The 23,268-nt window shown below is 71.7% G+C and carries 18 protein-coding genes and 1 rRNA gene; 5 read left to right on the forward strand and 14 right to left on the reverse strand.

The window, feature by feature from the left end:
* Together ABZ930_RS17605 and ABZ930_RS17610 are read right to left on the reverse strand one after the other, a co-directional pair.
* Nucleotides 1-288, reverse strand: a 16S ribosomal RNA gene (locus ABZ930_RS17605); the annotation flags it as partial.
* Nucleotides 289-874: 586 nt separating this feature from the next.
* Entirely contained in the window at nt 875-1,882 is a 1,008-nt protein-coding gene (locus ABZ930_RS17610; RefSeq protein WP_361548600.1) for a stage II sporulation protein M, read from the reverse strand.
* Between the two features lie 105 nt (nt 1,883-1,987).
* On the opposite strand from ABZ930_RS17610, the gene ABZ930_RS17615 reads away from it, so the two are divergent.
* Nucleotides 1,988-2,959: an RDD family protein gene (locus ABZ930_RS17615; protein ID WP_361548796.1), complete on the forward strand. Its 972-nt coding sequence runs from the start codon at nt 1,988-1,990 to the stop codon at nt 2,957-2,959.
* Between the two features lie 32 nt (nt 2,960-2,991).
* On the opposite strand, the gene ABZ930_RS17620 is transcribed toward ABZ930_RS17615, so the two are convergent.
* The 9 genes from ABZ930_RS17620 to ABZ930_RS17660 all read right to left on the reverse strand — a co-directional run bounded on the left by ABZ930_RS17620 (nt 2,992) and on the right by ABZ930_RS17660 (nt 13,221).
* Nucleotides 2,992-3,606 (reverse strand): hypothetical protein, encoded by a 615-nt coding sequence (locus tag ABZ930_RS17620; RefSeq protein ID WP_361548603.1) that lies wholly within the window; start codon nt 3,604-3,606, stop codon nt 2,992-2,994.
* Nucleotides 3,607-3,807: 201 nt separating this feature from the next.
* A complete protein-coding gene (ahcY, locus tag ABZ930_RS17625) occupies nt 3,808-5,271 on the reverse strand; it encodes an adenosylhomocysteinase (protein WP_361548606.1) in 1,464 nt (487 codons plus the stop codon).
* 291 nt (nt 5,272-5,562) lie between these two features.
* Nucleotides 5,563-6,546 (reverse strand): cation diffusion facilitator family transporter, encoded by a 984-nt coding sequence (locus ABZ930_RS17630; protein ID WP_361548609.1) that lies wholly within the window; start codon nt 6,544-6,546, stop codon nt 5,563-5,565.
* A 92-nt stretch (nt 6,547-6,638) separates the two neighbouring features.
* Complete coding sequence (manA, locus tag ABZ930_RS17635; protein ID WP_361548612.1) at nt 6,639-7,790, reverse strand: mannose-6-phosphate isomerase, class I; 1,152 nt, start codon at nt 7,788-7,790, stop codon at nt 6,639-6,641.
* Between the two features lie 81 nt (nt 7,791-7,871).
* Nucleotides 7,872-9,002: an SIS domain-containing protein gene (locus ABZ930_RS17640; protein ID WP_361548615.1), complete on the reverse strand. Its 1,131-nt coding sequence runs from the start codon at nt 9,000-9,002 to the stop codon at nt 7,872-7,874.
* A 35-nt stretch (nt 9,003-9,037) separates the two neighbouring features.
* Complete coding sequence (locus tag ABZ930_RS17645) at nt 9,038-9,208, reverse strand: Trm112 family protein (protein ID WP_361548618.1); 171 nt, start codon at nt 9,206-9,208, stop codon at nt 9,038-9,040.
* A 368-nt stretch (nt 9,209-9,576) separates the two neighbouring features.
* Complete coding sequence (locus ABZ930_RS17650; RefSeq protein ID WP_361548621.1) at nt 9,577-10,941, reverse strand: phosphomannomutase/phosphoglucomutase; 1,365 nt, start codon at nt 10,939-10,941, stop codon at nt 9,577-9,579.
* A gap of 130 nt (nt 10,942-11,071) precedes the next feature.
* On the reverse strand, nt 11,072-12,688 hold the full coding sequence (locus ABZ930_RS17655; protein WP_361548624.1) for an L-lactate permease: 1,617 nt from the start codon (nt 12,686-12,688) through the stop codon (nt 11,072-11,074).
* A gap of 155 nt (nt 12,689-12,843) precedes the next feature.
* On the reverse strand, nt 12,844-13,221 hold the full coding sequence (locus ABZ930_RS17660; protein ID WP_361548627.1) for a DUF3499 domain-containing protein: 378 nt from the start codon (nt 13,219-13,221) through the stop codon (nt 12,844-12,846).
* A gap of 332 nt (nt 13,222-13,553) precedes the next feature.
* On the opposite strand from ABZ930_RS17660, the gene ABZ930_RS17665 reads away from it, so the two are divergent.
* Nucleotides 13,554-14,021 (forward strand): metallopeptidase family protein, encoded by a 468-nt coding sequence (locus ABZ930_RS17665; RefSeq protein ID WP_361548798.1) that lies wholly within the window; start codon nt 13,554-13,556, stop codon nt 14,019-14,021.
* Between the two features lie 31 nt (nt 14,022-14,052).
* On the opposite strand, the gene ABZ930_RS17670 is transcribed toward ABZ930_RS17665, so the two are convergent.
* The 3 genes from ABZ930_RS17670 to ABZ930_RS17680 form a co-directional block, all read right to left on the reverse strand.
* A complete protein-coding gene (locus tag ABZ930_RS17670; RefSeq protein WP_361548630.1) occupies nt 14,053-15,543 on the reverse strand; it encodes a DUF5719 family protein in 1,491 nt (496 codons plus the stop codon).
* On the reverse strand, nt 15,540-19,274 hold the full coding sequence (locus ABZ930_RS17675; RefSeq protein ID WP_361548632.1) for a glycosyltransferase family 2 protein: 3,735 nt from the start codon (nt 19,272-19,274) through the stop codon (nt 15,540-15,542). Before ABZ930_RS17675 ends, ABZ930_RS17670 begins: the two co-directional genes overlap by 4 nt.
* 164 nt (nt 19,275-19,438) lie before the next feature.
* Nucleotides 19,439-19,702, reverse strand: coding sequence for a WhiB family transcriptional regulator (locus tag ABZ930_RS17680; protein ID WP_351444013.1), 264 nt, complete (start codon nt 19,700-19,702; stop codon nt 19,439-19,441).
* Between the two features lie 718 nt (nt 19,703-20,420).
* Here ABZ930_RS17680 and ABZ930_RS17685 point away from each other — a divergent pair.
* The 3 genes from ABZ930_RS17685 to ABZ930_RS17695 are packed head-to-tail and all read left to right on the forward strand — an operon-like array spanning nt 20,421 to nt 23,219.
* Complete coding sequence (locus tag ABZ930_RS17685) at nt 20,421-20,915, forward strand: cysteine dioxygenase family protein (protein WP_361548634.1); 495 nt, start codon at nt 20,421-20,423, stop codon at nt 20,913-20,915.
* Between the two features lie 43 nt (nt 20,916-20,958).
* The gene (cofD, locus tag ABZ930_RS17690) at nt 20,959-21,927 is read left to right on the forward strand and encodes a 2-phospho-L-lactate transferase (RefSeq protein WP_361548636.1); all 969 of its coding nucleotides are present in this window, start codon (nt 20,959-20,961) and stop codon (nt 21,925-21,927) included.
* Nucleotides 21,924-23,219, forward strand: coding sequence for a coenzyme F420-0:L-glutamate ligase (locus tag ABZ930_RS17695; RefSeq protein ID WP_361548638.1), 1,296 nt, complete (start codon nt 21,924-21,926; stop codon nt 23,217-23,219). Before cofD ends, ABZ930_RS17695 begins: the two co-directional genes overlap by 4 nt.
* The last annotated feature ends 49 nt before the right edge of the window (nt 23,220-23,268 follow it).

The raw sequence follows: 23,268 nt of genomic DNA on the forward strand, positions 1-23,268 counted from the left end.
AGGCCGGCTACCCGTCGTCGCCTTGGTGAGCCACTACCTCACCAACAAGCTGATAGGCCGCGGGCTCATCCTTCACCGCCGGAGCTTTCAACCCCTTCCCATGCGAGAAGGAGTGGTATCCGGTATTAGACCCCGTTTCCAGGGCTTGTCCCAGAGTGAAGGGCAGATTGCCCACGTGTTACTCACCCGTTCGCCACTAATCCACCCCGAAGGGCTTCATCGTTCGACTTGCATGTGTTAAGCACGCCGCCAGCGTTCGTCCTGAGCCAGGATCAAACTCTCCGTGAATGTTTCCCCGTAATCGGGGTGACACCACGAGAGCGGAACACCGGGAGGAATAATCCCGATGTTCACAGCGTCCTCGCTGTGCGCCTGCCAGTCAGAGACCGACAGGACTTTTTCAAAGGAACCTCGTCCCAGCCGAACGGCCGGAGACGGGGTATCAACATATCTGGCGTTGATTTTTGGCACGCTGTTGAGTTCTCAAGGAACGGACGCTTCCTTTGTACTCACCCTCTCGGGCTTTCCTCCGGGCGCTTCCCTTCGGTATTTCGTGTTTCCAACCTTACCAGATCCGTTTTCCGTTCCGTTTCCGGTCCGAATTTGTTTCCAGTGGCCGTTGGAGGGCCTTTGCCTTTCGGCTGATCCGACTTTATCAGAAGTTTTGGGCCGGTCTGACCGGCTGTTGGTTTCTGAATTAGTCAGAGGGGCTTCTCGAAAGAAAGTGTTTCGTGAAGCGCGGTAAATGCTAACCGTTGCAAACGAACCTGTCGAGTTCGGGGCAACTGTTCGAATCTACCTCCCCGTCCAGTCCGTGTCAACGGTCTTTCCGGGGCGAAGAGGAGACTAGCAGGTCAGAGAGGCCGGGTGCACATCAAGCCGCTGTCGGCAGCAACGCACTGCGCTCGGACTCGGACACATCGCCGGTGTCGCCCTCTCGGGCGGCGCGGCCGCCGAGGACGTAGACGTACGTCAGAAAAGCGAGTTCGGCCGCGATGCCGATGCCGATACGGGCCCAGGTCGGGAGGCCCGAGGGGGTGACGAAGCCTTCGATGGCGCCCGAGATGAAGAGGACCAGAGCCAGGCCGATGGCCATGCCCAAGGCTGCGCGGCCCTCTTCCGCTAGGGCGGTGCGGCGGGTGCGCGGGCCCGGGTCGATGACCGTCCAGCCGAGGCGGAGGCCGGTGCCGGCGGCGACGAAGACCGCGGTCAGTTCGAGGAGGCCGTGCGGAAGGATCAGGCCCAGGAAGGTGTCGAGGCGGCCGGCGGAGGTCATGAGGCCGATGCCCACGCCGACGTTGAGCATGTTCTGGAAGAGGATCCAGAGGACCGGCAGGCCCAGGAAGACGCCCAGGACCAGGCACATCGCTGCCGCCTGAGCGTTGTTCGTCCACACCTGGGCCGCGAAGGAGGCCGCCGGGTGGCTCGAGTAGTACGTCTCGTACTGACCGCCGGGGCGGGTCATCTCGCGGAGTTCCGCGGGGGCGGCTATGGAGGCCTGGACATCGGGGTGGGTGCCGATCCACCAGCCGATCAGGGCGGCTATCGCCGTCGAGACGAGGGCAGTGGGCACCCACCAGTGGCGGGCCCGGTAGACCGCGGCCGGGAAACCGCGCGTCAGGAAGTCGGTCACGTCGCGCCATGAGGCGCGGCGCGTGCCTGTCACGGCACTACGCGCGCGTGCCACGAGTTGGGTGAGGCGTCCGACGATCCGGGGGTCCGGTGCGCTGGACTGGATGAGCGAGAGATGGGTGGCCGTGCGCTGGTACAGCGTGACCAGTTCGTCCGCCTCCGTGCCGGTGAGACGGCCGCGCCGGTGCAGCAGAGCGTCCAGGCGGTCCCACTCGGCCCGGTGGGCGGACACAAAGACGTCGAGGTCCATCCGGTCTGCTGCTCCTCGCTTTCCGGCACCTGAGCGGCGCGATGTGCCCTCAGCTTGGCAGACTGGCGGTTCCTAGGGCAGGTCAGGGAAGGGTGGGTGGCCGGTGTGAGTGAGCTGGTGACGGGCGAGGCGGTAGCTCTGGAGCTGCGACCTGCGAAACTGCCGAGCCGGGCACTCGCCGTGCTCATCGATCTCGCGGTGGCCTTCGCCGTCTACATCGCCGTGACGATGACGATCGTGGCGGCCACGGCCTCGCTGGACGATGCCGCTTCGGCCGCTGTGGCCGTGGCGACGTTCCTGATGGTGCTGGTCGGGGTGCCGATCGCGGTGGAGACGCTGAGCCGGGGGCGGTCGCTGGGCAAGCTCGCGTGCGGGCTACGGGTCGTGCGCGACGACGGAGGGCCGATCCGGTTCCGGCACGCGCTGGTGCGCGGGGCCGTCGGCGTCGTGGAGATCCTGATGACCTTCGGGGTCGTGGCCTGCATCGCCTCGCTGGTGTCCGCGCGAGGACGCCGGATCGGCGACGTCGTCGCGGGGACGCTCGTCGTGCGGGAGCGGGTGCCCACCGGACAGGCCGCGTTCGTACCGGCCCCGCCGCCGTGGCTGGTCGGGCGGTTCGCTCAGCTCGATCTGTCCGCCGTGCCCGAGGGGCTGTGGCTCGCGGTGCGGCAGTACCTGACGCGGATGGGGCAGCTGGATCCGCAGGTGGGGCAGGGCATGGCCGCGCGGCTCGCGGCCGATGTGGCCGCGCACACCGGTGCTCCGGTGCCGACGGACGTGCCGCCCGCGGCGTTCCTGGCCGCCGTGGTGCACGAGCGGCAGTCACGGGAGGCCCAGCGGGCTTTCGGTGCGGGGCGGCACGGTGGGGGGCCTGCGGTCTCCGCCGGGTACGCGCCCGCGGGTGCTTCGCCGTACCCCGCTCCGCCCTACCACCCTGCTCAGCCCCACCCTGCTCAGCCACACCCCGCTCCGTACACCCCGCCCGCGGCGCCCGTCGCTCCCGCGCCCGCTCCCGCGCCCGGCGATCGGGACCGCGGGTCCGAGCCGCCGGCCACCGGGTTCGCGCCGCCGGCCTGAAACATCCGGCATCGGACATCCGGCACGAGGCGTCAGGCGAATACCGAAGGCGGAGTCTCGAGGTCCTCCAGCTCGATGCCGGGGGCTGAGAGGACCACGTCGCCGCTGACGTGAACGGTGGCCTGCTCGCCGGTGTCCAGGGCTGTGACCTGGTACGCGTCCACGGTCAGGGGTCCGTTGTCAGTGGCGTGTGCTTCGCTGTTCAGCAAGGTCCAGGACTGGTCCACGGTGCGTGGGGCCAGGACCGGATCGGTGAGGGCGACCAGACGGACACGGGTCACGGGGGAAGCGGGGGTGAGGTTCAGCAGACGCGTCGTGGCGATGAGGAACGCGGGGGACGTGCCCGTGAACGCGTGCGCGGGAGCGTTTCCTTCGGTGGCGTGCGTGCCGGTGGGGTCGGTGCGCACCCAGGTGACGCCGTCGAGAGCGGCGCCGCGCACCTGCCAGCTCGCCGCGTTGAGTTCGAGGCGGATGGGGCGGCCGAGTTCGTCCAGGGCGAGGTCGATCGAGCCGGCGTGGTCGCCGGAGGGGGTGGTGCGTTGCGCGACGTAGCGCCAGCCGGAGGGGCCGGGCGCGCAGTGGAAGTGTTCTTCGCCGAGGGGGGTGTGATCGTGCGGATCATGGAGCGAATAGCGGCCGCGGGGCATGGGCTTCGTGGAGTCCTCTGTCTGGCCTGGTGACGGCCGTGGCCACCGGTCGCGGGCGCGGGCGATGGTTCTGGCTGGCGTCGAAGGACGTGTCCACCGTAGCCAGCGGTGCGGCGGGTACGGGACAGGCCCCCGGCACGGGGGTGCGGGGGCCTGTCCTGGCAGTCGACTCCGGCGTGGTGCTGCCGCCGGCGAGGGTGCTCAGTAGCGGTAGTGGTCCGCCTTGTACGGGCCCTCGACCTCGACACCGATGTACGCGGCCTGCTCCGGGCGGAGCGTCGTCAGCTTGACGCCGAGCGAGTCCAGGTGGAGGCGGGCGACCTTCTCGTCGAGGTGCTTGGGCAGCACGTAGACGTCGGTCGGGTATTCCGACGGCTTGGTGAACAGCTCGATCTGGGCCAGCGTCTGGTCCGCGAACGAGTTGGACATCACGAACGACGGGTGACCGGTCGCGTTGCCCAGGTTCAGCAGGCGGCCCTCGGACAGCACGATGATGACCTTGCCGTCGGGGAACGTCCAGGTGTGGACCTGCGGCTTGACCTCGTCCTTGACGATGCCGTCGATCTTCGCCAGGCCGGCCATGTCGATCTCGTTGTCGAAGTGGCCGATGTTCCCGACGATGGCCTGGTGCTTCATCTTGGCCATGTCGCTCGCCATGATGATGTCCTTGTTGCCGGTCGTCGTGACGAAGATGTCGACCTTGTCGACGACCTCGTCCAGCGTCGCGACCTGGAAACCGTCCATCGCCGCCTGCAGCGCGCAGATCGGGTCGATCTCCGTGATGATCACGCGGGCGCCCTGGCCGCGCAGCGACTCCGCGCAGCCCTTGCCGACGTCGCCGTAGCCGCAGACCAGAGCGGTCTTGCCGCCGATGAGGACGTCCGTGGCGCGGTTGATGCCGTCGACCAGGGAGTGGCGGCAGCCGTACTTGTTGTCGAACTTCGACTTCGTCACCGCGTCGTTCACGTTGATCGCGGGGAAGAGGAGGGAGCCGTCGCGGTGCATCTCGTACAGGCGGTGGACGCCCGTCGTGGTCTCCTCCGTCACGCCGCGGATCTCCGAGGCGAGCTGGGTCCACTTCTGCGAACCGTTGGAGATCGTGTCGTTCAGGAGCTGGAGGATGACGCGGTGCTCGTCGGACTCGGCGGTGTCGACCGAGGGGACCTTGCCGTCCTTCTCGTACTCGACGCCCTTGTGGACGAGGAGGGTGGCGTCACCACCGTCGTCGAGGATCATGTTCGGGCCGCCGGTGGGGGTGTTCGGCCAGGTCAGCGCCTGCTCCGTGCACCACCAGTACTCCTCCAGGGTCTCGCCCTTCCAGGCGAAGACCGGGACGCCCTGCGGGTCGTCCGGCGTGCCGTTCGGGCCCACCGCGATGGCCGCGGCGGCGTGGTCCTGCGTGGAGAAGATGTTGCAGGACGCCCAGCGGACCTCGGCGCCCAGGGCGACGAGGGTCTCGATGAGGACGGCCGTCTGGACCGTCATGTGGAGGGAACCGGTGACGCGGGCGCCGGCCAGCGGCTGCGCCTCGGCGTACTCCTTGCGGATCGCCATCAGGCCGGGCATCTCGTGCTCGGCGAGGGTGATCTCCTTGCGGCCGAAAGCGGCGAGGGAGAGATCGGCGACCTTGAAGTCCTGGTCCTGTCGGTTGGCGACAGAAGTCATAAGTGAGCTGCTCCTCGGTGCAGTTGCAGGTGGTCGAGGTGGGCTTCGTCCGCATGCCGACCGGGTGGAGGCATGCGTGGCTGGTCTGCGGGCGTCGGCGGACACACGTGTCCCGTCGATACTCGCAGCGCAGTCCGTCGGAGGCCCTCTCTCCCTCGGCCGGCCCGTCGTGCGGGCCGCCCGACCGCCATCAGCAGCGACGTCTGGCTCGTGACAAAGCTACACCGATCGGCCCAGTCGGCCCTACCCCGTCTCGGTATCGGGGGCCGGGCCGAGCGCGTACGAGGGTGGTCAGTGCTCCGGCGTCGGGTGCGGATTCGGGCCGCCGGGGGCGGCCTCCGGGTCGGCGCCCTTGGCGGCCTCGGACTCGCTGTAGATGTCGGGCTCGAGGTAGATGACCCGGGCGATCGGCACGGCGGCGCGGATGCGGGCCTCGGCTTCGTTTATGGCGCGGGCCACCTCGGCGGCCGTGTCGTCGTGCTGGACGGCGATCTTCGCGGCGACGAGGAGCTCCTCGGGGCCGAGGTGGAGCGTGCGCATGTGGATCAGGCCGGTGACGGTGTCGCCGTCGACGACCGCCTGCTCGATCTTCGCGACCTCCTCCGCGCCCGCGGCCTCGCCGAGGAGCAGGGACTTGGTCTCCAGCGCGAGGACGATGGCGATGGCGATCAGGAGCAGACCGATGCAGAGGGTGCCGATGCCGTCCCAGACGCCGTCGCCGGTGCCGAGGGTGATGCCGACGCCGAGCAGGGCGAGCACGAGACCGATCAGGGCGCCGAAGTCCTCCAGCAGGACGACCGGCAGCTCGGGGGCCTTGGCGCGCTTGATGAACTGGCTCCAGGTCAGCTTGCCGCGCAGCTGGTTGGACTCCTTGATGGCCGTCCGGAAGGAGAAGCCCTCGGCGATGATCGCGAAGACGAGGACGCCGACCGGCCAGTACCAGTGCTCCAGCTCGTGCGGGTGCTTGATCTTCTCGTAGCCCTCGTAGACGGCGAACATGCCGCCCACCGAGAAGAGCACGATCGAGACCAGGAAGGCGTAGATGTAGCGCTCGCGGCCGTAGCCGAAGGGGTGTTGCGGGGTCGCCTCGCGCTGGGCCTTCTTGCCGCCGATCAGGAGCAGGGCCTGATTGCCGGAGTCGGCGAGCGAGTGGACCGACTCGGCGAGCATCGACGAGGAGCCACTGAAGAGGAACGCCACGAACTTCGATACCGCGATGGCCAGGTTGGCGGCGAGGGCCGCCACGATCGCCTTTGCTCCGCCTGAAGCACTCATGTCGTTCCCGGTGTCCCTTCGAGGTTCTGCGTATGCCTACGTCCCGTGCAGCGGTGGGTCATTGTTGCAGCACGGGACGGCACAGGGGTCTCTCAGGCCACGACCGTCGCGCGGAAAATCGTTCCCACTCCGGACACTTCGGCCTTTTCGCCTGCGGGGACGAAGGCGGATCCGCCGGGGGCGAGGTCGAGGTCGCCCGCCCGGACCGTGCCCGCGGTGCAGAGCAGGATCTGCGGGGTCGGCGCGGTGAGGTCGTGGGTCGCGCCGCCTTCGGGCAGCACGTAGCGGGAGAGGCGGAACTCGTCGATGGGGGTGTCGTAGAGCTCTTCGCCGTCGGGCGTCGCCTCGGGGCGCAGGACGCCCGGGTCGGTCGCCTCGAAGCGGACGATGCGCAGCAGTTCGGGGACGTCGACGTGCTTGGGGGTGAGGCCGCAGCGCAGGACGTTGTCGGAGTTGGCCATGATCTCGACGCCGAGGCCGTTCAGGTACGCGTGCGGGACGCCGGCGCCCAGGAACAGCGCCTCCCCCGGCTGCAGTCGTACGTGGTTGAGGAGCATCGCCGCGATCACCCCGGGGTCGCCCGGGTAGTGGTGGGCGATGCCCGCGTACGGCTCGTAGGCGCCGCCGATGCGCTGGGCGGCGGCGGTCGCCTCGGTGACGGTGGCCGTCATCTCGGCGCGGTCCGCGGACAGCACGGCGGTGAGGACCTCGCGCAGCGCGGCCTCCTCGGGCTGGGCGCGCAGCATGTCGACGTACGGCTTGAGGGTGTCGACGCCGAGCCCTTCGAGGAGCCGGGCCGCCTCCTCGGGGGCGCGGAAGCCGCACAGGCCGTCGAACTCGGTGAGCGCGCAGATGAGTTCGGGCTTGTGGTTGGCGTCCTTGTAGTTGCGGTGGGGGGCGTCGATCGGGACGCCCCGCTTCTCCTCGTCCTCGTACCCCTCCTTCGCCTGCGCGAGGTCGGGGTGGACCTGGAGGGAGAGGGGGGCGCCCGCGGCGAGCAGCTTGAGGAGGAAGGGCAGGCGGGGGCCGAACTTGGCGGTCGCCCGGTCGCCGAGCTCCTGCTCGGGGTGCGCGTCGATGACCTCGTTCAGCGGGCCGCGCCCGGTGCGGGAGGGGGCGCCGGGGTGGGCGCCCAGCCACATCTCGGCCTGGGGTTCGCCGGTCGGTTCGGCGCCGATGAGCCGCGGAATGGCGGTGGTGGAGCCCCAGGCGTAGGGGCGGACGGTGTTGGTGAGGCGGTCCATGAGGTGTTTCTTCTCCGTACGCGGTCCTGGTCGGGTGGGCCGGGCGCGTGCGGCCGGGCCGGGGACAGGGTCGGCTCCGGGTCACGTACCGGAGGCGAGGCCCAGGTAAACGGCGGCGAAATCCGTGACGGCGATCAGCTCCGCGAGGGTCTCCAGGTCGCTGCCCTCCTCCGGCTCCAGCTCGCTGATGGCGGTGCCGTGCGAGAGCGCGAGTTCGCGGGCGGCGGGGGCGGCGCTGATCCCGCCGGTGGGCCGGTCGCGGAGCAGGACGACGCGGGCGCGCAGGGCCTGGGCCTCGTCGACGCGGTCGCGGAAGAAGTCGTCGGGGTCGGCTCCCGCGGCGATGTCGCTCGCCAGGAGCGCGCCGTGGGCGGGCAGTGCCTCGGGCAGGTCGGCGGCGAGCGCCGGGCGGCCGGCCAGTTCGGCGAGCGCGGCGGCGAACCGGCGGCCTGCCGGGCCGGCGGCCGCGCCCTCGGTCCAGATCAGCGGCAGCGAGTCGGCGAGCTCGGAGGCGAGCGTCTTGGCCGGGTTGCCGTACGTGGCGATGGCCGGGCCGCAGCGTTCGGCGGTGCGGTCGAGGCGGTCGGCGACCTTCTCCAGGTCCTCCGGGGGCGCGCTGAGCAGGCCGGTGCGGTCGAGCAGCGCGAGGAGAGGCGTGAGCAGGGCCCACAGGGTGCCGGGGGCGGAGGCCGCGACGGGGCTCTCCTGCTCGTCGTACGGGGCCGTCGCCATCGGGACGAACAGGCCGTGGGCGCCGGCCACGGTCTCGGTGAGCGGGGCGCCGGAGGGGCAGACCGCGACGACCGTGACGCCGCGGCGGTAGGCCTGTTCGACCAGGAGCGCGAGGCTCGGCTCGCTGCCGTCCGGGGTGGCGATCAGCAGCAGGTCGACGGAGCCGGCCCAGCCGGGCAGTTCCCAGCGCAGGGCGCCGGAGGCGGCGGCGACGCCGGTGGAGCGCAGCCGGACGACCGGGCAGGCGGAGCCCGCCAGGCGGCCGGTGAACTCGGCGACGCCGAGGGCCGCGGTGCCGGGGCCCGCGATCATCACGGCGCGCGGGCGGCCGTCCGGCTTCAGCTCGGCGATGCCGGCCTCGGTGGCGTAGCGGGCGGCCGTGCGGACGCGGGCGCCCGCCTCTGCGGCGCCGCGCAGCAGGCCGCGGCGGTCGGCCCGGGCCAGCGCGTCCGGGTCGTCCAGGAGCGTTTCGTCGAACATGGCGCGGGCCTCCAGCGGGCGGCGTCTTTTGCGGGTTACGCGGGGCGGCGGGCCTCGTCGACGAGGAGGACGGGGATGCCGTCGCGGACCGGGTAGGCCAGGCCGCAGTCCTTGGAGGTGCAGATCAGCTCGGCGTCGTCCTCCTTGAGGGGGGCGTGGCAGGCCGGGCAGGCCAGGATCTCCAGGAGGCCGGCTTCGAGCGGCATGAGGGGTCCCTTCGGGGGTGCGGGTGCGTTGTGTGCGGCCTGGTCAGGGTACCGCCGGGGTGGTGGGGTGGGGCGTTCGTGTCTGCGGGGTGGGCTCTCGTCGCGGAGTGCGGGTTGAGTGTGGCTGGTCGCGCAGTTCCCCGCGCCCCTGGGTCGTACGTCGACTGACGGCCGGTGGCCGCTTCTCGCGCAGTTCCCCGCGCCCCTGAGGCGTACGTCGGCTGACGGCCGGTGGCCGCTTCTCGCGCAGTTCCCCGCGCCCCTGAGGGCGTATGTCGGCTGACGGCCGGTGGCCGCTTCTCGCGCAGTTCCCCGCGCCCCTGAGGCATGCGCTGCGCGCCGCCTCCCGATGAGAGCCGCGGGCGATGTCAGGTCCTGATGACGGCGAGTACCTCGTCGCGGACCTTCTCCATGGTCGCCCGGTCCCGGGCCTCCGCGTTCAGGCGGAGCAGCGGTTCGGTGTTGGACGGGCGGACGTTGAACCACCAGTCCTTGGCCGTGACGGTGAGGCCGTCGAGCTCGTCCAGGGTGATGCCGTCCTGGTCGCCGTACGCGGCCTTGATGGCGGCGAGGCGGTCGGCCTGGTCGGCGACCGTGGAGTTGATCTCGCCGGAGCCGGTGTAGCGGTCGTAGGAGGCGACGAGGGCGGAGAGGGGCCCGTCCTGCCCGCCGAGGGCGGCCAGGACATGGAGCGCGGCGAGCATGCCGGTGTCCGCGTTCCAGAAGTCCTTGAAGTAGTAGTGCGCGGAGTGCTCGCCGCCGAAGATCGCCCCGGTGGTGGCCATCTCCTGCTTGATGAACGAGTGGCCCACGCGCGTGCGCACGGGCGTGCCGCCCTGTTCCTTCACCACCTCGGGCACCGACCAGGACGTGATCAGGTTGTGGATGATCGTGCCCGAGCCGCCGTTGCGCGCCAGCTCGCGGGAGGCGACCAGGGCGGTGATCGCCGACGGGGAGACCGGGTCGCCGTGCTCGTCGACGACGAAGCAGCGGTCCGCGTCCCCGTCGAAGGCCAGCCCCAGGTCGGCGCCCTCGGCCCGCACCCGGGCCTGGAGGTCCACGAGATTGGCCGGGTCCAGCGGGTTCGCCTCATGGTTGGGGAACGTGCCGTCCAGCTCGAAATACATCGGCACGACCTCCAGCGGAAGGCCGGAAAGGACGGTCGGGACGGTGTGCCCGCCCATCCCGTTGCCCGCGTCGACCACGACCTTCAGCGGGCGGATGCCGGTCAGATCGACCAGGCCGCGCAGGTGCGCCGCGTAGTCGTCGAGCGTGTCCCGCTGCGTGATCGTGCCCGTGGTGGCGGCCGGCTCGGGGGCACCCGTGTCGCTCCACTCCTCCGCCAGCGCCCGGATCTCGGCAAGACCGGTGTCCCGGCCGACCGGCGCCGCACCCGCCCGGCACAGCTTGATCCCGTTGTACCGGGCCGGATTGTGCGACGCCGTGAACATCGCACCCGGCAGATCCAGCGCCCCCGACGCGTAGTACAGCTGGTCGGTCGAGCACAGGCCGATCTCCGTGACGTCCGCGCCCTGCGCCGCCGCGCCCCGCGCGAACGCCCGCGACAGCCCCGGCGACGAGGGCCGCATGTCGTGCCCGGTCACGATCGCCGTCGCGTCCGTGACCCGGACGAACGCGGCACCGAACAGCTCCGCCAGCTTCTCGTCCCACTGGTCCGGAACCACCCCGCGCACGTCGTACGCCTTGACGATCTGCGACAGATCAGCAGCCATGGACCGGCCCAGCCCTCCTGAAGTACTTCACGGACCCCACAAACTACCGGTCCGCACCGACGACAGAGTGTGAACCCCTGATGCGGCGCAAAGAACCCGCCGTCCGCCATCGGTGCTGGTCACACGAGCGTCATGGCAGCATCCAGGACAGCACCGCCGTGCTCTGCGCGTACACGATGAGACACATCACGAGCAGCAGTCCCAGGCTCCACGGCAGCACCTTGCGCAGCAGATCGCCTTCGCGGCCCGCGAGGCCGACGGCCGCGCACGCGATGGTGAGGTTCTGCGGGGAGATCATCTTGCCGAGGACGCCACCCGAGCTGTTCGCCGCGGCGAGGAGTTCCGGCGACAGGCCCGACTGCTGGGCCGCCGTCACCTGGAGTGCGCCGAAGAGGGCGTTGGCCGAGGTGTCGGAGCCGGAGACCGCGACGCCGAACCAGCCCAGCACGGGCGACAGGAAGGCGAGGCCCGCGCCCGCCGCGGCCACGAAGTGCCCGATGGTGGCGGCCTGCCCGGAGAGGTTCATGACGTAGGCGAGAGCGAGCACGCTCGTCACGGTGAGGATCGCGAACCGCAGTTCGTGCACGGTCCCCAGCCACTCACGCACCGCCACGCGCGCGTGCACGCCGAGAACCACCGCCGTGCACACGCCCGCGATCAGGACGAGGGTGCCTCCGGTGGAGACCAGCGGCAGCGTGAAGACGTTGCCGCTCACGGGGTCGCCGTCCGGATTGGCGACGTTCAGGAAGGGCCAGTCGAAGACGCGGTTCGCCTTGGCGAGCCAGTCCTTGACGGCCGGGATCTGGGCGAGGGAGAAGATCACGACGATCAGCGCGTACGGGGCGTAGGCGCGCAGCACTTCGGGCCGCGGGTCCTCCTCGTCGAGGTCTTCGCTGCGTACGCCGGTGAGGACCGCGGCGCGCACCGGCTCGGCGGCGGGCCTGCGGGCCTGCGGCACGGCGACGAGGGCGGCCGCGCCGATCAAGGCGGCTCCGATGTCGGCGAGTTGGGCGGAGACGTAGTTGGAGGCCGCGAACTGGGCGACGGCGAAGGCGACTCCGCAGGCCAGCGCGGGCACCCAGGTCTCGCGCAGTCCGCGTACCCCGTCGACCAGGCCGACGAGGACCAGCGGCACGACGAGGGCGAGCAGCGGGGTCTGACGGCCCACCACGGAGGCGACGGAGTCCAGCGGCAGGCCGGTGACGGACGCGAGCGTCACGACCGGGGTGCCCATGGCGCCGAAGGCGACCGGCGCGGTGTTGGCCACCAGGGAGACGACCGCGGCCTTCACCGGGTCGAAGCCGAGCGCGACGAGCATCACGGAGCAGATCGCGACGGGCGCGCCGAATCCGGCGAGGGCCTCGAGGAGCGCGCCGAAGCAGAACGCGATGACGAGGGCCTGGATGCGCGGGTCGTCGGAGAGCCGGCCGAAGGAGCGGCGCAGGATGTCGAAGTGCCGGGTGCGGACCGTCATCCGGTACACCCACAGGGCGTTGACGACGATCCACATGATGGGGAAGAGCCCGAACAGCACGCCCTGCGCGCCGCTGGAGAGGGTCTGGCCGAGCGGCATGCCGTACGCGAGCCAGGCGACCAGGACGGCGACGCCGAGGCCGATGAGGCCCGCGCGGTGGGCCTTCATGCGCACGGCGCCGAGCAGGACGAGGACGGTGACGAGGGGCAGGGTCGCGACGAGGGCGGACAGGCCGAGGGAGCCGCTGACGGGCTCCAGTTGCTGGACGAACACGGGCGCCTCCCGGAATACCGGATGTCCGGATTCCCATCGACAGGGTGGCGAAAATGTTCTGTCCACAACAAACTCGCGTCAACGTGCGGGACAGAGATGGTGGCGAAGATCCGGTGAAGGCGACGGCCGCGGGCGCGCTGTGCCCCCGTATGCGGTCAGTTGTCGGGCGAGCGCAGGACCCTGAGGTGACCGCGGCGGGCGACCTCCATGGGGTCCGCGGTGCGCGGGCCTCCGCCGCCGGCCTCGGCGGCGCGCTCCTGGGGGCGGGCCGCCTCGCGCACGGCGTTGGCCAGCGCTTCCAGGTCGTCGCCGCTGGGGCGGCTGGGGGCGCTGCTGTCGGTGAGCCGGACGACCTCCCAGCCGCGCGGCGCGGTGAGGCGCTCCGAGTGCTCGGCGCACAGGTCGTAGCAGTGGGGTTCGGCGTAGGTGGCGAGCGGGCCGAGGACCGCGGTCGAGTCGGCGTAGACGTACGTCAGCGTCGCGACGGCGGGACGGCCGCAAGCGGTGCGCGAACAGCGACGTACAGGGCTCACAGCGTTGGACGGTACCGCACTCTTGAGCGGGCCGCGACGACTCTCCCCGAGGTCACCCCACCGTGTCGTGGTGTGAGACGGCGCACACCGGCTCGCGCGGGCGCCTCCGTGACCTGCGGCGACCCGGGGTCGTACGCCCTTACGCGCACTTGAAAGCGGTCACCACTCGGGACAATTGCCGTCAACTTTCGCGAGTTCAACGGTCCGGGAGGGATGCGGAATCCGGCCCAAGAATGGCTTGATCGGTCGGGAAGCGACATGCGGTGGCCCGCCCGGTACTGCCCCGCTTCGTGCACCGCTCCGACGTCCCCAAGGACTACGCTGCGTCGGTGATGGAAAGGTCAGACAGTCAGGTACCGCGCTCCCCCGGCGAGCCGCGTCCGCCGCGCCGCCGCGACCGGCACGGCCGGGGCATGCGCGGGCCCGTGGCGCCCCCGCAGGTGCCGCTGTCCGCGAGCCGCGCGGACACCTTCGCCGACCTCGTGCAGGACTCCGTGGAGCGTCTGGAGCGGCGCTGGCCGCAACTGGCCGAGGTCGACTTCCTCGTCCTGGAGGTGCCGCGCCTGACGGCCGAGGACGAGGCGTTCGGCGGCGACTCGGTGCCGCTGGGCGGCACGATCGCGGCGCGGGACGACCGCCCCGCGCGCGTGGTGATCTACCGGCGCCCCATCGAGATCCGCACCAAGGGCCGCGACGAGCGCGCGGCCCTGGTGCACGACGTGGTCGTCGAGCAGGTCGCCGAGGTCCTGGGGCTGACCCCGGAGACCGTCGATCCCCGCTACGGGGACGAGGAGGACTGACCGGCGGGCCGCCGCGCCACTTCTGAAGCACCTACTTCTGAAGCACCGACAGGTCCTCGTCCGACCGGGGCACCGACACCGTCCCGCGGTCGTCCGGCAGCGTCTGGATCGTGAACGCGGGGACGCCGTCCTGCTTCTCCTCCAGCATCCGCGAGCCGTAGACCTTGCCGCCCGACACGGGCTCGACGGTCAGCGCGTACGCGCCCTTCAGACCGCTCGGCACCGGCGGGGTGACCGCCAGGGTCGTACCGCCCTTGACCGTGTACTCCTTCGTGACCGGGGTGCCGCCCTCGGAGCCCGCCGACGCGGTGACCTTCACCTTGCCGGTGGCGCCGGGCGCGGTCAGGGCGAGCGTGGAGCCCTTGGAGCGGTTGTCGGCGACCGTCGCGCGCGTGCCGATGTCACCGGTGGCCGGGATGAACGCGGTCTCCCGGTCGGCGCCCTTGCCGCGCGTGACGCGCAGCGCGGCCACCACCGGCACGGAGTCCTCGCTCGGGGTCAGGATCAGCGAGCCCGGGTCGCCGCGCGTGACGTCACCGAGGTCGACGGCGGTCGTCATGCCGGACTTCACGTGCAGCGTGTCGTGCCCGGCCGGCGTGATCTTGCCACTGGACGTGGCGATCTGGAGCTTCAGGTCGGCGTCGTCCTGGCCCGGCGCGAAGGCCACCAGGCGGACGTCCGTGGCGTCCTCGGGGATGCCGGGCAGCACCAGGGAGGCCGCCGGGTCGGTGGAGGCGGGCAGCCAGTCGCCGCCCAGCTTCGAGTCGGCGGCGGAGACGGCGGCCGCGACCCGGCCGCTGCGCGCGGTGACGTGCAGCGTCAGGTTCGTGTACGGCGTGTCGGTCAGCGTCGACAGCAGCACCGGGACGCTGGAGCGCGCCGCGATCTGGATGCCCTCGCCGACCTCGGACTTGATGGCGCCGTCCGGGCCGTACATCTGGACGTCGACGACCGCGGGCTCGTCGTCCGGGTTCGTCAGGTGGATGTAGTCGCTGCGGTCCTTGGCGGTGGAGGCGCCGGGGAAGTAGAAGTCGGTGTCGGGCTGCGAGCAGTCCACTCCGAGCAGTCCACGGCCCGTGCCGACGTCCACCGTGGTGGTCTGCTGGACGGTCCAGCCGGGCGCGAGGGAGCCGTCGGCGGTGCCGACCAGGGCCGGCGCGTCGCCTCCCGAGGCATCGCCCGTGGCGGGCTTGCCGGGCTCCTTCGGGGTGACGACCGCCTTGGCCTTCTTGCTCTTGCCCGTGTCGTCGCCGCTGTCGGTCGCGCCGGCCCCGGCGGGCATCAGCTGCGCCGTGCCCTTGTCCTCGGTGTCCGCGGACTTCGGGGTGTACGAGGTGTACTCCGTCTCCGCGAGGTCGGACTGGCTGGGCTGCGGGCAGAGCAGGCTGGAGCGCTCGACGGGCAGCCGGGCGGCCGCGGTGACGGGGGCCTCGTCCTCGCCCCCGGACCGGACGGAGGCGAAGCCCGTGACGGCGGCCAGGGCGGTCACGGCGGCGATCAGGGACAGGGTCGTGCGGTTCACTGCTGGCTCCCGTCGGGGTGCTCACCGTCGGCGCCGGTGCCGTGCCGCGGCTGCCGCTGCTCGTACGTCGGGTCGTACGGCGCCTGCTGGTCGTACGCGGGCTGCTGCTCGTACCCGCCCTGCTGGTCGTACCCGGCCTGCTGGTCGTAGGTGACCTGCTGGTCGTAGCCGCCGCCGTAGGCGTACGGGTCGTACTGGCCCGCCTGATAGGGGTCGGCCTGCTGGTCGTACCCGTATCCGCCCTGCTGCTGGTACTGCTGCTCCCCCGCGGTGTACGCGCCGTACTCGGCGCCCGCGTAACTGGGCTGCTCCCACTCGCCGTACGGCTGCTGCTGCGGGACGTCCGCGACCGGTGCCTCCTCCTCGGCGGCGTCCTGCGCGGCCGGATCGGTCTGCTCGGCCTCGGCCTCCGCCTGGGCGCGCAGCCTGCGAGCTCTGCGGCCCTCGCCCTCGACGGCCTGGGCGGGCACGACGGGCTCCTCGGGGAGGTCGTCGTCGATGTCCTTGCGGCGGCCCGGCAGCGCGAGCACCACGAGGACGATCGCGAGCGCGCCCTGCGCCCACAGCCAGGCGGTGTGGGTGAACGGCGCGTCGTAGGTGACGTCGAGGCGGCCGGCGGACGCGGGCAGTTCGAAGCCCTGCGCCCAGCCGTCGACCGTCGTCCTCGTCAGCGGTGCGCCGTCGAGGGTGGCGGTCCAGCCCTCGGCGGCCTGGTCGGCGAGGCGCAGCACGCGGCCGTCCTTGCCCGCGCCGATGGTCGTGTGGATGTCGACGGGGCCCGCGGCGACCGGCAGGGCGTCGTCCGAGGTCGAGCCGGAGCCCGCCGTGGGCAGGACGACCGCGCGCGCCACCTGGCGGTCGACGCGCCACAGCGCGGTGCCGTCCTGCTGGCTGAGCCGGGTCAGGCCGGGGGTGGAGTCCAGGACGCGGCCCATCTCGCGCGGCGCCCCGTCGCGTACCAGGACGTAGCGCACGGCGAAGCCGCCGAGCTGGTCGGCCTGGTCGGCGCCGGAGCCCGCCACGAGGTTGGCGACGACCTTGTCGAGGCGGCCGTTCTCGCCCGCCGCGTCGGTCAGTTCACCGTCGCCGAGGCGGGCGCCCGCGCCGCGCACCAGGGCGTACGACACGTCGCCCGTGTCGCCGTCGAGGACCAGGGTGCGGGCCTGGTCGCGGGTGCCGGCCTCCTCGGCGACGAACGCGGGGACCTGGATCGGGTCGCGCCGCTCCAGCGGTCCGTCGGCGCCGCGGATCATCCAGCCCGCGGCGAGCAGCAGCGGGCCCGCGGCGGCGGCGAACGCGATCAGCGCCGCCACCGGCTGGCGCCAGCCGAAGCTCTGCTCGGCCACGCGCGTGCGTGCGCCGTCGGCGCCGAGTGCGGCGGCGGCGAGGAGGGCGATGCCGTAGACGAGGGTGGCGGGGCCAGCCCACGTCGAGCTGTTGGAGAGCACCGCGAAGACCAGGGCCACGACGGCGACGGTCCACGCGGCGAGGACCGGCAGGCGGCGCTCCTGGCGCAGCAGCGCGGCGAGCGCGGCCAGGACGATGCCGACGAGCAGCAGGCTGCCCATGGTGCCGGGGCCACCCGGCGAGGCGCCGAGCAGACCGACCGCGCCGGCCGAGCCCTTGCCGAACGGGAGTCCGGCCTCCGTGAAGAAGCCGAACGGCAGCAGCGACAGCGACCACGGGGCGAGCACCAGGAGCGGTGTGCCGAGCGCGGCCAGGAAGCGCAGTCCGTAGGCGGTGATGTCGTCGCGGCGCACCACGAGGAGCGCGACGCCGAGGACGAGGGCCATCGGCCAGACGATCGGCGTGAAGGCCGTCGTGACCGTCAGCAGCAGGGCGTAGGCCCACGTGGCGCGCCAACTGCCTCGCGCACCCCGGTCGTTCATGAGTCCGGAGGCCGAGGCACCCGCGCGGGCGATCAGCGGGAGCAGGATCGCGAGCACCGAGGTGCCGACCCGGCCGCCCGCGAGCGCGCCGGTGGCGGCGGGCAGGAACGCGTACGCGACGGCCGCCCACGCGCGCAGCAGCCGCGACTCGACCAGCGGCCGGGACGCGAAGTACGCGGTGAATCCGGCGAGCGGCACCGAGCCGATGAGCAGCACGGTGATCGCGAGTCCGGTGGAGCCGAACAGGACGGTGGAGAGCGCGGCGACGAAGGCCAGGTAGGGCGGCGCGGCCTGGGTGCCGCCCGTGCTGGTGGCGTGCCAGGCGTCGAGGTAGCGCGCCCACAGGTCGGAGGCGTCACCGGGGGCGGGCAGCAGCGCGCCGCCCGCGAGCGCCCCGCCGCCCAGCAGCCCGCGGCAGGCGATCAGGGAGACGAAGAGGAGGACGACGAAGAGCAGCGGTCCGGGGTTGCGGGCGATGCGCTTGAGGCGGGCGAACTGCTCGACCTCGAAGAACTCGTCGTCGCCCGGCCCCGATTCGAGGCCGCCGCCGCCGTGCCGTCCGGCGGTCGTGGTCTCCGGGTCCGCGGCGCCGAACAGATTGCCGGCGACCTGCTCGACGGTGAGCCGCAGGGTCGCGCCCGGCGGCGGGAACAGCGGCTTGAGGTCCTTGGGGTCGACGACCCCCTTGCCGCGCTGCCGTCGCCCGGCCATGATCCGGCCCGGCCGCAGCAGTGTCGCGAGCAGACCCGTGATCTCGTCGAAGGCCTGTCCGGGCACCTTGCCGACGAGGTAGGCGACGGTGCGCAGCACGGTGCCGACGAGGAGGCGGACGAGGATCCAGGGGAGCGCCGCCGTGCGCGCGTTCACCAACAGGGTGTAGACGGCGCCCGCCTTGTCTACCTTGTGCGGGGAGGACGCGGTGCGGCCCACGCAGTCGACGGTGCGGCGCTCGCGCGAGGACGCCTCGGCGTGCCGCACGACGGCGTCCGGCGCGACGACGACGCGGTGGCCGGCCGCCTGGGCGCGCCAGCACAGGTCGAGGTCGTCGCGCATCAGCGGCAGCCGGCGGTCGAACCCGCCGAGCTGCTCGAAGACATCGCGGCGGATCAGCATGCCGGCGGTGGACACGGACAGGACGGGCCGCACGTGGTCGTGCTGTCCCTGGTCCTGCTCGCGGCGGTCGAGGCCGGTCCAGCGGCGCCCGGAGTGGGCGATGGAGACGCCGACCTCGAGCAGCTGCCTGCGGTCGTACCAGCCGCGCAGCTTGGGGCCGACGATCGCGACGTCGGAGCCGGCCTCGCGCTCCGCCTCGACGACGGCCAGCAGCTGGGCGAGCGCGTCGGATTCGGGCGCGCAGTCGTCGTGCAGCAGCCACAGCCACTGCTCGGGCTCGCCGTGCGGGAAGTCGGGGAGGTCGTACGTGTCGTCGCGCCAGGAGCGGCTGACGGGGTCCCAGCCGCTGGGCCGCTTCAGGTACGGCAGCTCTTCGGGCGTGAGGACCCCGGCGCTGCGCACCGCCTCCTCGACGGCCTGGCCGAAGCCGGTGCGGCGGGCGAGGTGCAGGACGCGCTCGTCGCCGATCGCGCGGGCGACGAGGGCCGCGGAGTCATCGGCGCTGCCGGTGTCGGCCGCCACCGCGTTCTGCACCGGGCGCTCCTGGTCGAGCACTCCTGACAGGACGTCGGGCAGCCAGCGCGCGCCGTCGTGCGAGACGAGGACGGCGGTGACGACATGCCTGGGGAACTCGGGGGCGCTGCTCGGGTCGAGCCCTGCGGCGTGCCCCGGGTTGAACGCGGCGGCGGCAGTGCCGAATTGGTCTGCCGAGTGGCTGTGCACGGACATCGAGGTACGGGCCCCGGTTCGTTGGACTGCGGTGGACATCCGTGGCGCACGGGGGCGCTGGGGTGTCTCGGACGGGACCTCACACTAACGGCTGCCGACAACAGCGGCCCGCCGCCTGTGGATAACCCACCTGCGCCGGGCCGTACGTACCGCAAATATGGGGACTAGACAGCAGCCTTCTTCAACCGCCTGCGCTCGCGCTCGGACAGGCCGCCCCAGATGCCGAACCGCTCGTCGTTGGCGAGTGCGTACTCGAGGCACTCGGAGCGGACCTCGCACGCCAGGCAGACCTTCTTGGCCTCCCTCGTGGAACCGCCCTTCTCGGGGAAGAAGGACTCGGGGTCGGTCTGGGCGCACAGCGCGCGCTCCTGCCAGCCGAGTTCCTCTTCCGCGTCCTCGACCAGCAGATCCGAAAACGACTCGGTCATAGTGCGCCCCTCGTCTGTCCGTGCGTCCCCGTGATGTTGCCGTTACCGATTTCGGCTGAACGACACGAGTGAAATTACAAGTGTGCCGATCCGGGGCAGTCAAGCCGGGATCTGCTATTGGGCCCCTTATTCACTCTGCGGAACCAAGGCTATGCGGAAAGTGTTCAAATCGGCAAAAACCGTGACACTTGCCAGCGGCCCATCCAGCCGATCCCGGCCGCTCACGCCCCTGAACGCCTCGTACAGACAAGGACGCCGCGGAGTTTGATCTCGTTCCGGCGGCGCCCGTGAAGCGAACCTGATCACATTCGGATCACAGGATCACAACGACGTTTGCGCGCCGGTTCACTGCGCCACGTGTCCGCACATCGCCCTGCACAAACCTTTCGCCAAACAGAACAACCGGAAAGGGCTAAAGATATCTCGCATTCCGGACATTGGGTTGACAGGGGAGGCATGAACCGATGTTCTGGTGGGCATGCTCGCGAACTTGGCACTCATCACGACGACCGGCACCGCCGGGTCCGTCTGTGCTGCCCGCGCGCACCACAGCTGTTGCTGTTCCAGCTGTTGAGTCGTTGAGCCTGCCGGCTCCGACCGCACTTCCTCCTCCGCGCGATCCCTGCACGACCTCTGCATGAGCCACTCCCCGCATGCTGCATGGCCCGTCTGCACCGACCGTCTGACCGACCTGCACGACTGAGGAACCCCACACTCGATGAACAGCGACAGCGACCTCCAGATCGCCGGCGACATCCTCGAAGTCCCGCACCTGCTCCAGCCCGCACGGGAACACCCCGCGACCGTGGCCGAATTCGCCGGTCTCGCCCGCTCGCTCGCCGCCGACCGCTCCCAGTGGGAGCACCTGGTCGAGTTCGACGCGACGACCCGCTGGTACCACCGGCTGCGCACCGGCCCCGGCTACGAGGTGTGGCTGCTGTCCTGGGTGCCCGGGCAGGGCAGCGGGCTGCACGACCACGGCTCCTCGTCCGGCGTCCTGACGCTGCTCCAGGGGGAACTGACGGAGCGTTCACAGCGGGGCGCGCGGACGCTCGCGGCGGGCGCGCAGCGGGTGTTCGCGCCGGGGTACGTGCACGAGGTCGTGAACGACTCCCTCGAACCCGCCGTCAGCCTGCACGTCTACTTCCCCGGGCTGACCGACATGCCGATGCACACCGCCGCGTGCTCGGTCGCCGCCGAGGCCACTGTCTGAGACCGGCTGCCGTGGTGTCGGTGCTGCCTGCGATGCTGGGCGCATGCGCATTGTGGTTCTTGCAGGCGGCATCGGTGGTGCCCGGTTCCTTCGCGGTCTCAAGCTGGCGGCTCCGGACGCGGACATCACGGTCATCGGCAACACCGGGGACGACATCCATCTCTTCGGCCTGAAGGTCTGTCCGGATCTCGACACGGTGATGTACACCCTGGGCGGCGGGATCAACGAGGAACAGGGCTGGGGCCGTACCGACGAGACCTTCAAGGTCAAGGAGGAGCTGGCGGCGTACGGGGTCGGGCCGGAGTGGTTCGGGCTCGGCGACCGGGACTTCGCCACCCACATCGTCCGTACGCAGATGCTGGCCGCGGGCTTCCCGCTGAGCGCCGTCACCGAGGCGCTGTGCGAGCGGTGGCAGCCGGGCGTGCGGCTCATCCCCATGTCCGACGACCGCGTGGAGACCCATGTGGCCGTGGAGGTGGACGGCGAGCGCAAGGCCGTTCACTTCCAGGAGTACTGGGTGCGGCTGCGGGCCTCCGTGGACGCCGAGGCCGTGGTGCCGGTCGGCGCCGAGCAGGCCAAGCCCGCGCCGGGCGTCCTGGAGGCCATCGCCGAGGCCGACGTCATCCTCTTCCCGCCGTCGAACCCCGTGGTCAGCGTGGGCACCATCCTGGCCGTGCCCGGGATCCGGGAGGCCATCGCCGAGGCCGGGGTGCCGGTCGTCGGACTGTCCCCGATCGTGGGCGACGCCCCGGTGCGCGGAATGGCCGACAAGGTGCTCTCCGCGGTCGGCGTCGAGTCCAGCGCCGCCGCCGTCGCCGAGCACTACGGGTCGGGGCTGCTCGACGGCTGGCTCGTCGACACCGTGGACGAGGGAGTCGTGGAGCGCGTCGAGGCGGCCGGGATCCGCTGCCGTGCCGTGCCGCTGATGATGACCGACCCGGAGGTGGGCACCGCCGCCGCCGAGATGGCGCGCGTCGCCCTCGCCCTCGCCGAGGAGGTGCGGGGCGCGTGAGCGAACTGCGCGTATGGGCCGTGCCCGGGATCCCCGAGGTGCGCGAGGGCGACGACCTGGCGAAGCTGATCGCCGCCGCCGAGCCCGGACTCGTGGACGGCGACATCGTGCTCGTCACCTCGAAGATCGTCTCCAAGGCGGAGGGGCGGATCGTCCGCGCCGACGACCGGGAGGCCGCCATCGACGCCGAGACCGTACGGGTCGTCGCGCGACGCGGCACGCTCCGGATCGTGGAGAACCGGCAGGGCCTGGTGATGGCCGCGGCCGGCGTCGACGCCTCGAACACCCCGGCCGGGACCGTCCTGCTGCTGCCCGAGGACCCGGACGCGTCGGCCGAGGCCGTGCGGGCCGGGCTGCGGGACGCGCTCGGCGTCGAGGTCGGCGTCGTCGTCACCGACACCTTCGGCCGGCCGTGGCGCAACGGGCTGACCGACATCGCCATCGGCGCCGCCGGAGTCCGCGTCCTGGAGGATCTGCGGGGCGGCACGGACGCGCACGGCAATCCGCTGAGCGCGACCGTGGTGGCCACCGCCGACGAGCTGGCCGGGGCCGGGGATCTCGTGAAGGGCAAGGCCGGCGGGCTGCCGGTCGCCGTGGTGCGCGGGCTCGGCGAGGCCGTCGTGGCCGAGCCGGGCGGGTCCGCGCGCGAACTGGTGCGCGGCGCCCGGGACGACATGTTCCGGCTCGGCACCTCCGAGGCCGTGCGGGAGGCCGTGACGCAGCGGCGCACCGTGCGGGCGTTCACCGACGAGGCGGTGGATCCGGGGGCCGTGCGGCGGGCCGTCGCGGCCGCCGTGACCGCGCCCGCGCCGCATCACACGACGCCGTGGCGGTTCGTGCTGCTGGAGTCCGAGGAGTCGCGGACACGGCTGCTCGACGCGATGCGGGACGCGTGGATCGCCGATCTGCGGCGGGACGGCAAGAGCGAGGAGTCGATCGCCAAGCGGGTGCGGCGCGGGGACGTGCTGCGCAACGCGCCGTATCTCGTGGTGCCGTGTCTCGTGATGGACGGGGCCCACACGTACGGGGACGCGCGGCGGGATGCCGCCGAGCGGGAGATGTTCGTCGTGGCCGCCGGGGCCGGGGTGCAGAACTTCCTGGTGGCGCTCGCCGGTGAGCGGCTCGGCTCCGCCTGGGTCTCGTCGACCATGTTCTGCCGGGATGTCGTGCGCGGGGTGCTTGATCTGCCCTCGTCGTGGGATCCGATGGGAGCCGTCGCCGTGGGGCATCCGGCTGCGGCGCCGGTCGAGCGGCCGGCCCGGGTGGTCTCGGACTTCGTCGAGGTTCGGTAGGAGTAGGCCGGGTGCGGGTGCGTGGGGCTTCTCGCGCAGTTCCCCGCGC

Source organism: Streptomyces sp. NPDC046716, assembly GCF_040645755.1.
Lineage (GTDB): Bacteria > Actinomycetota > Actinomycetes > Streptomycetales > Streptomycetaceae > Streptomyces.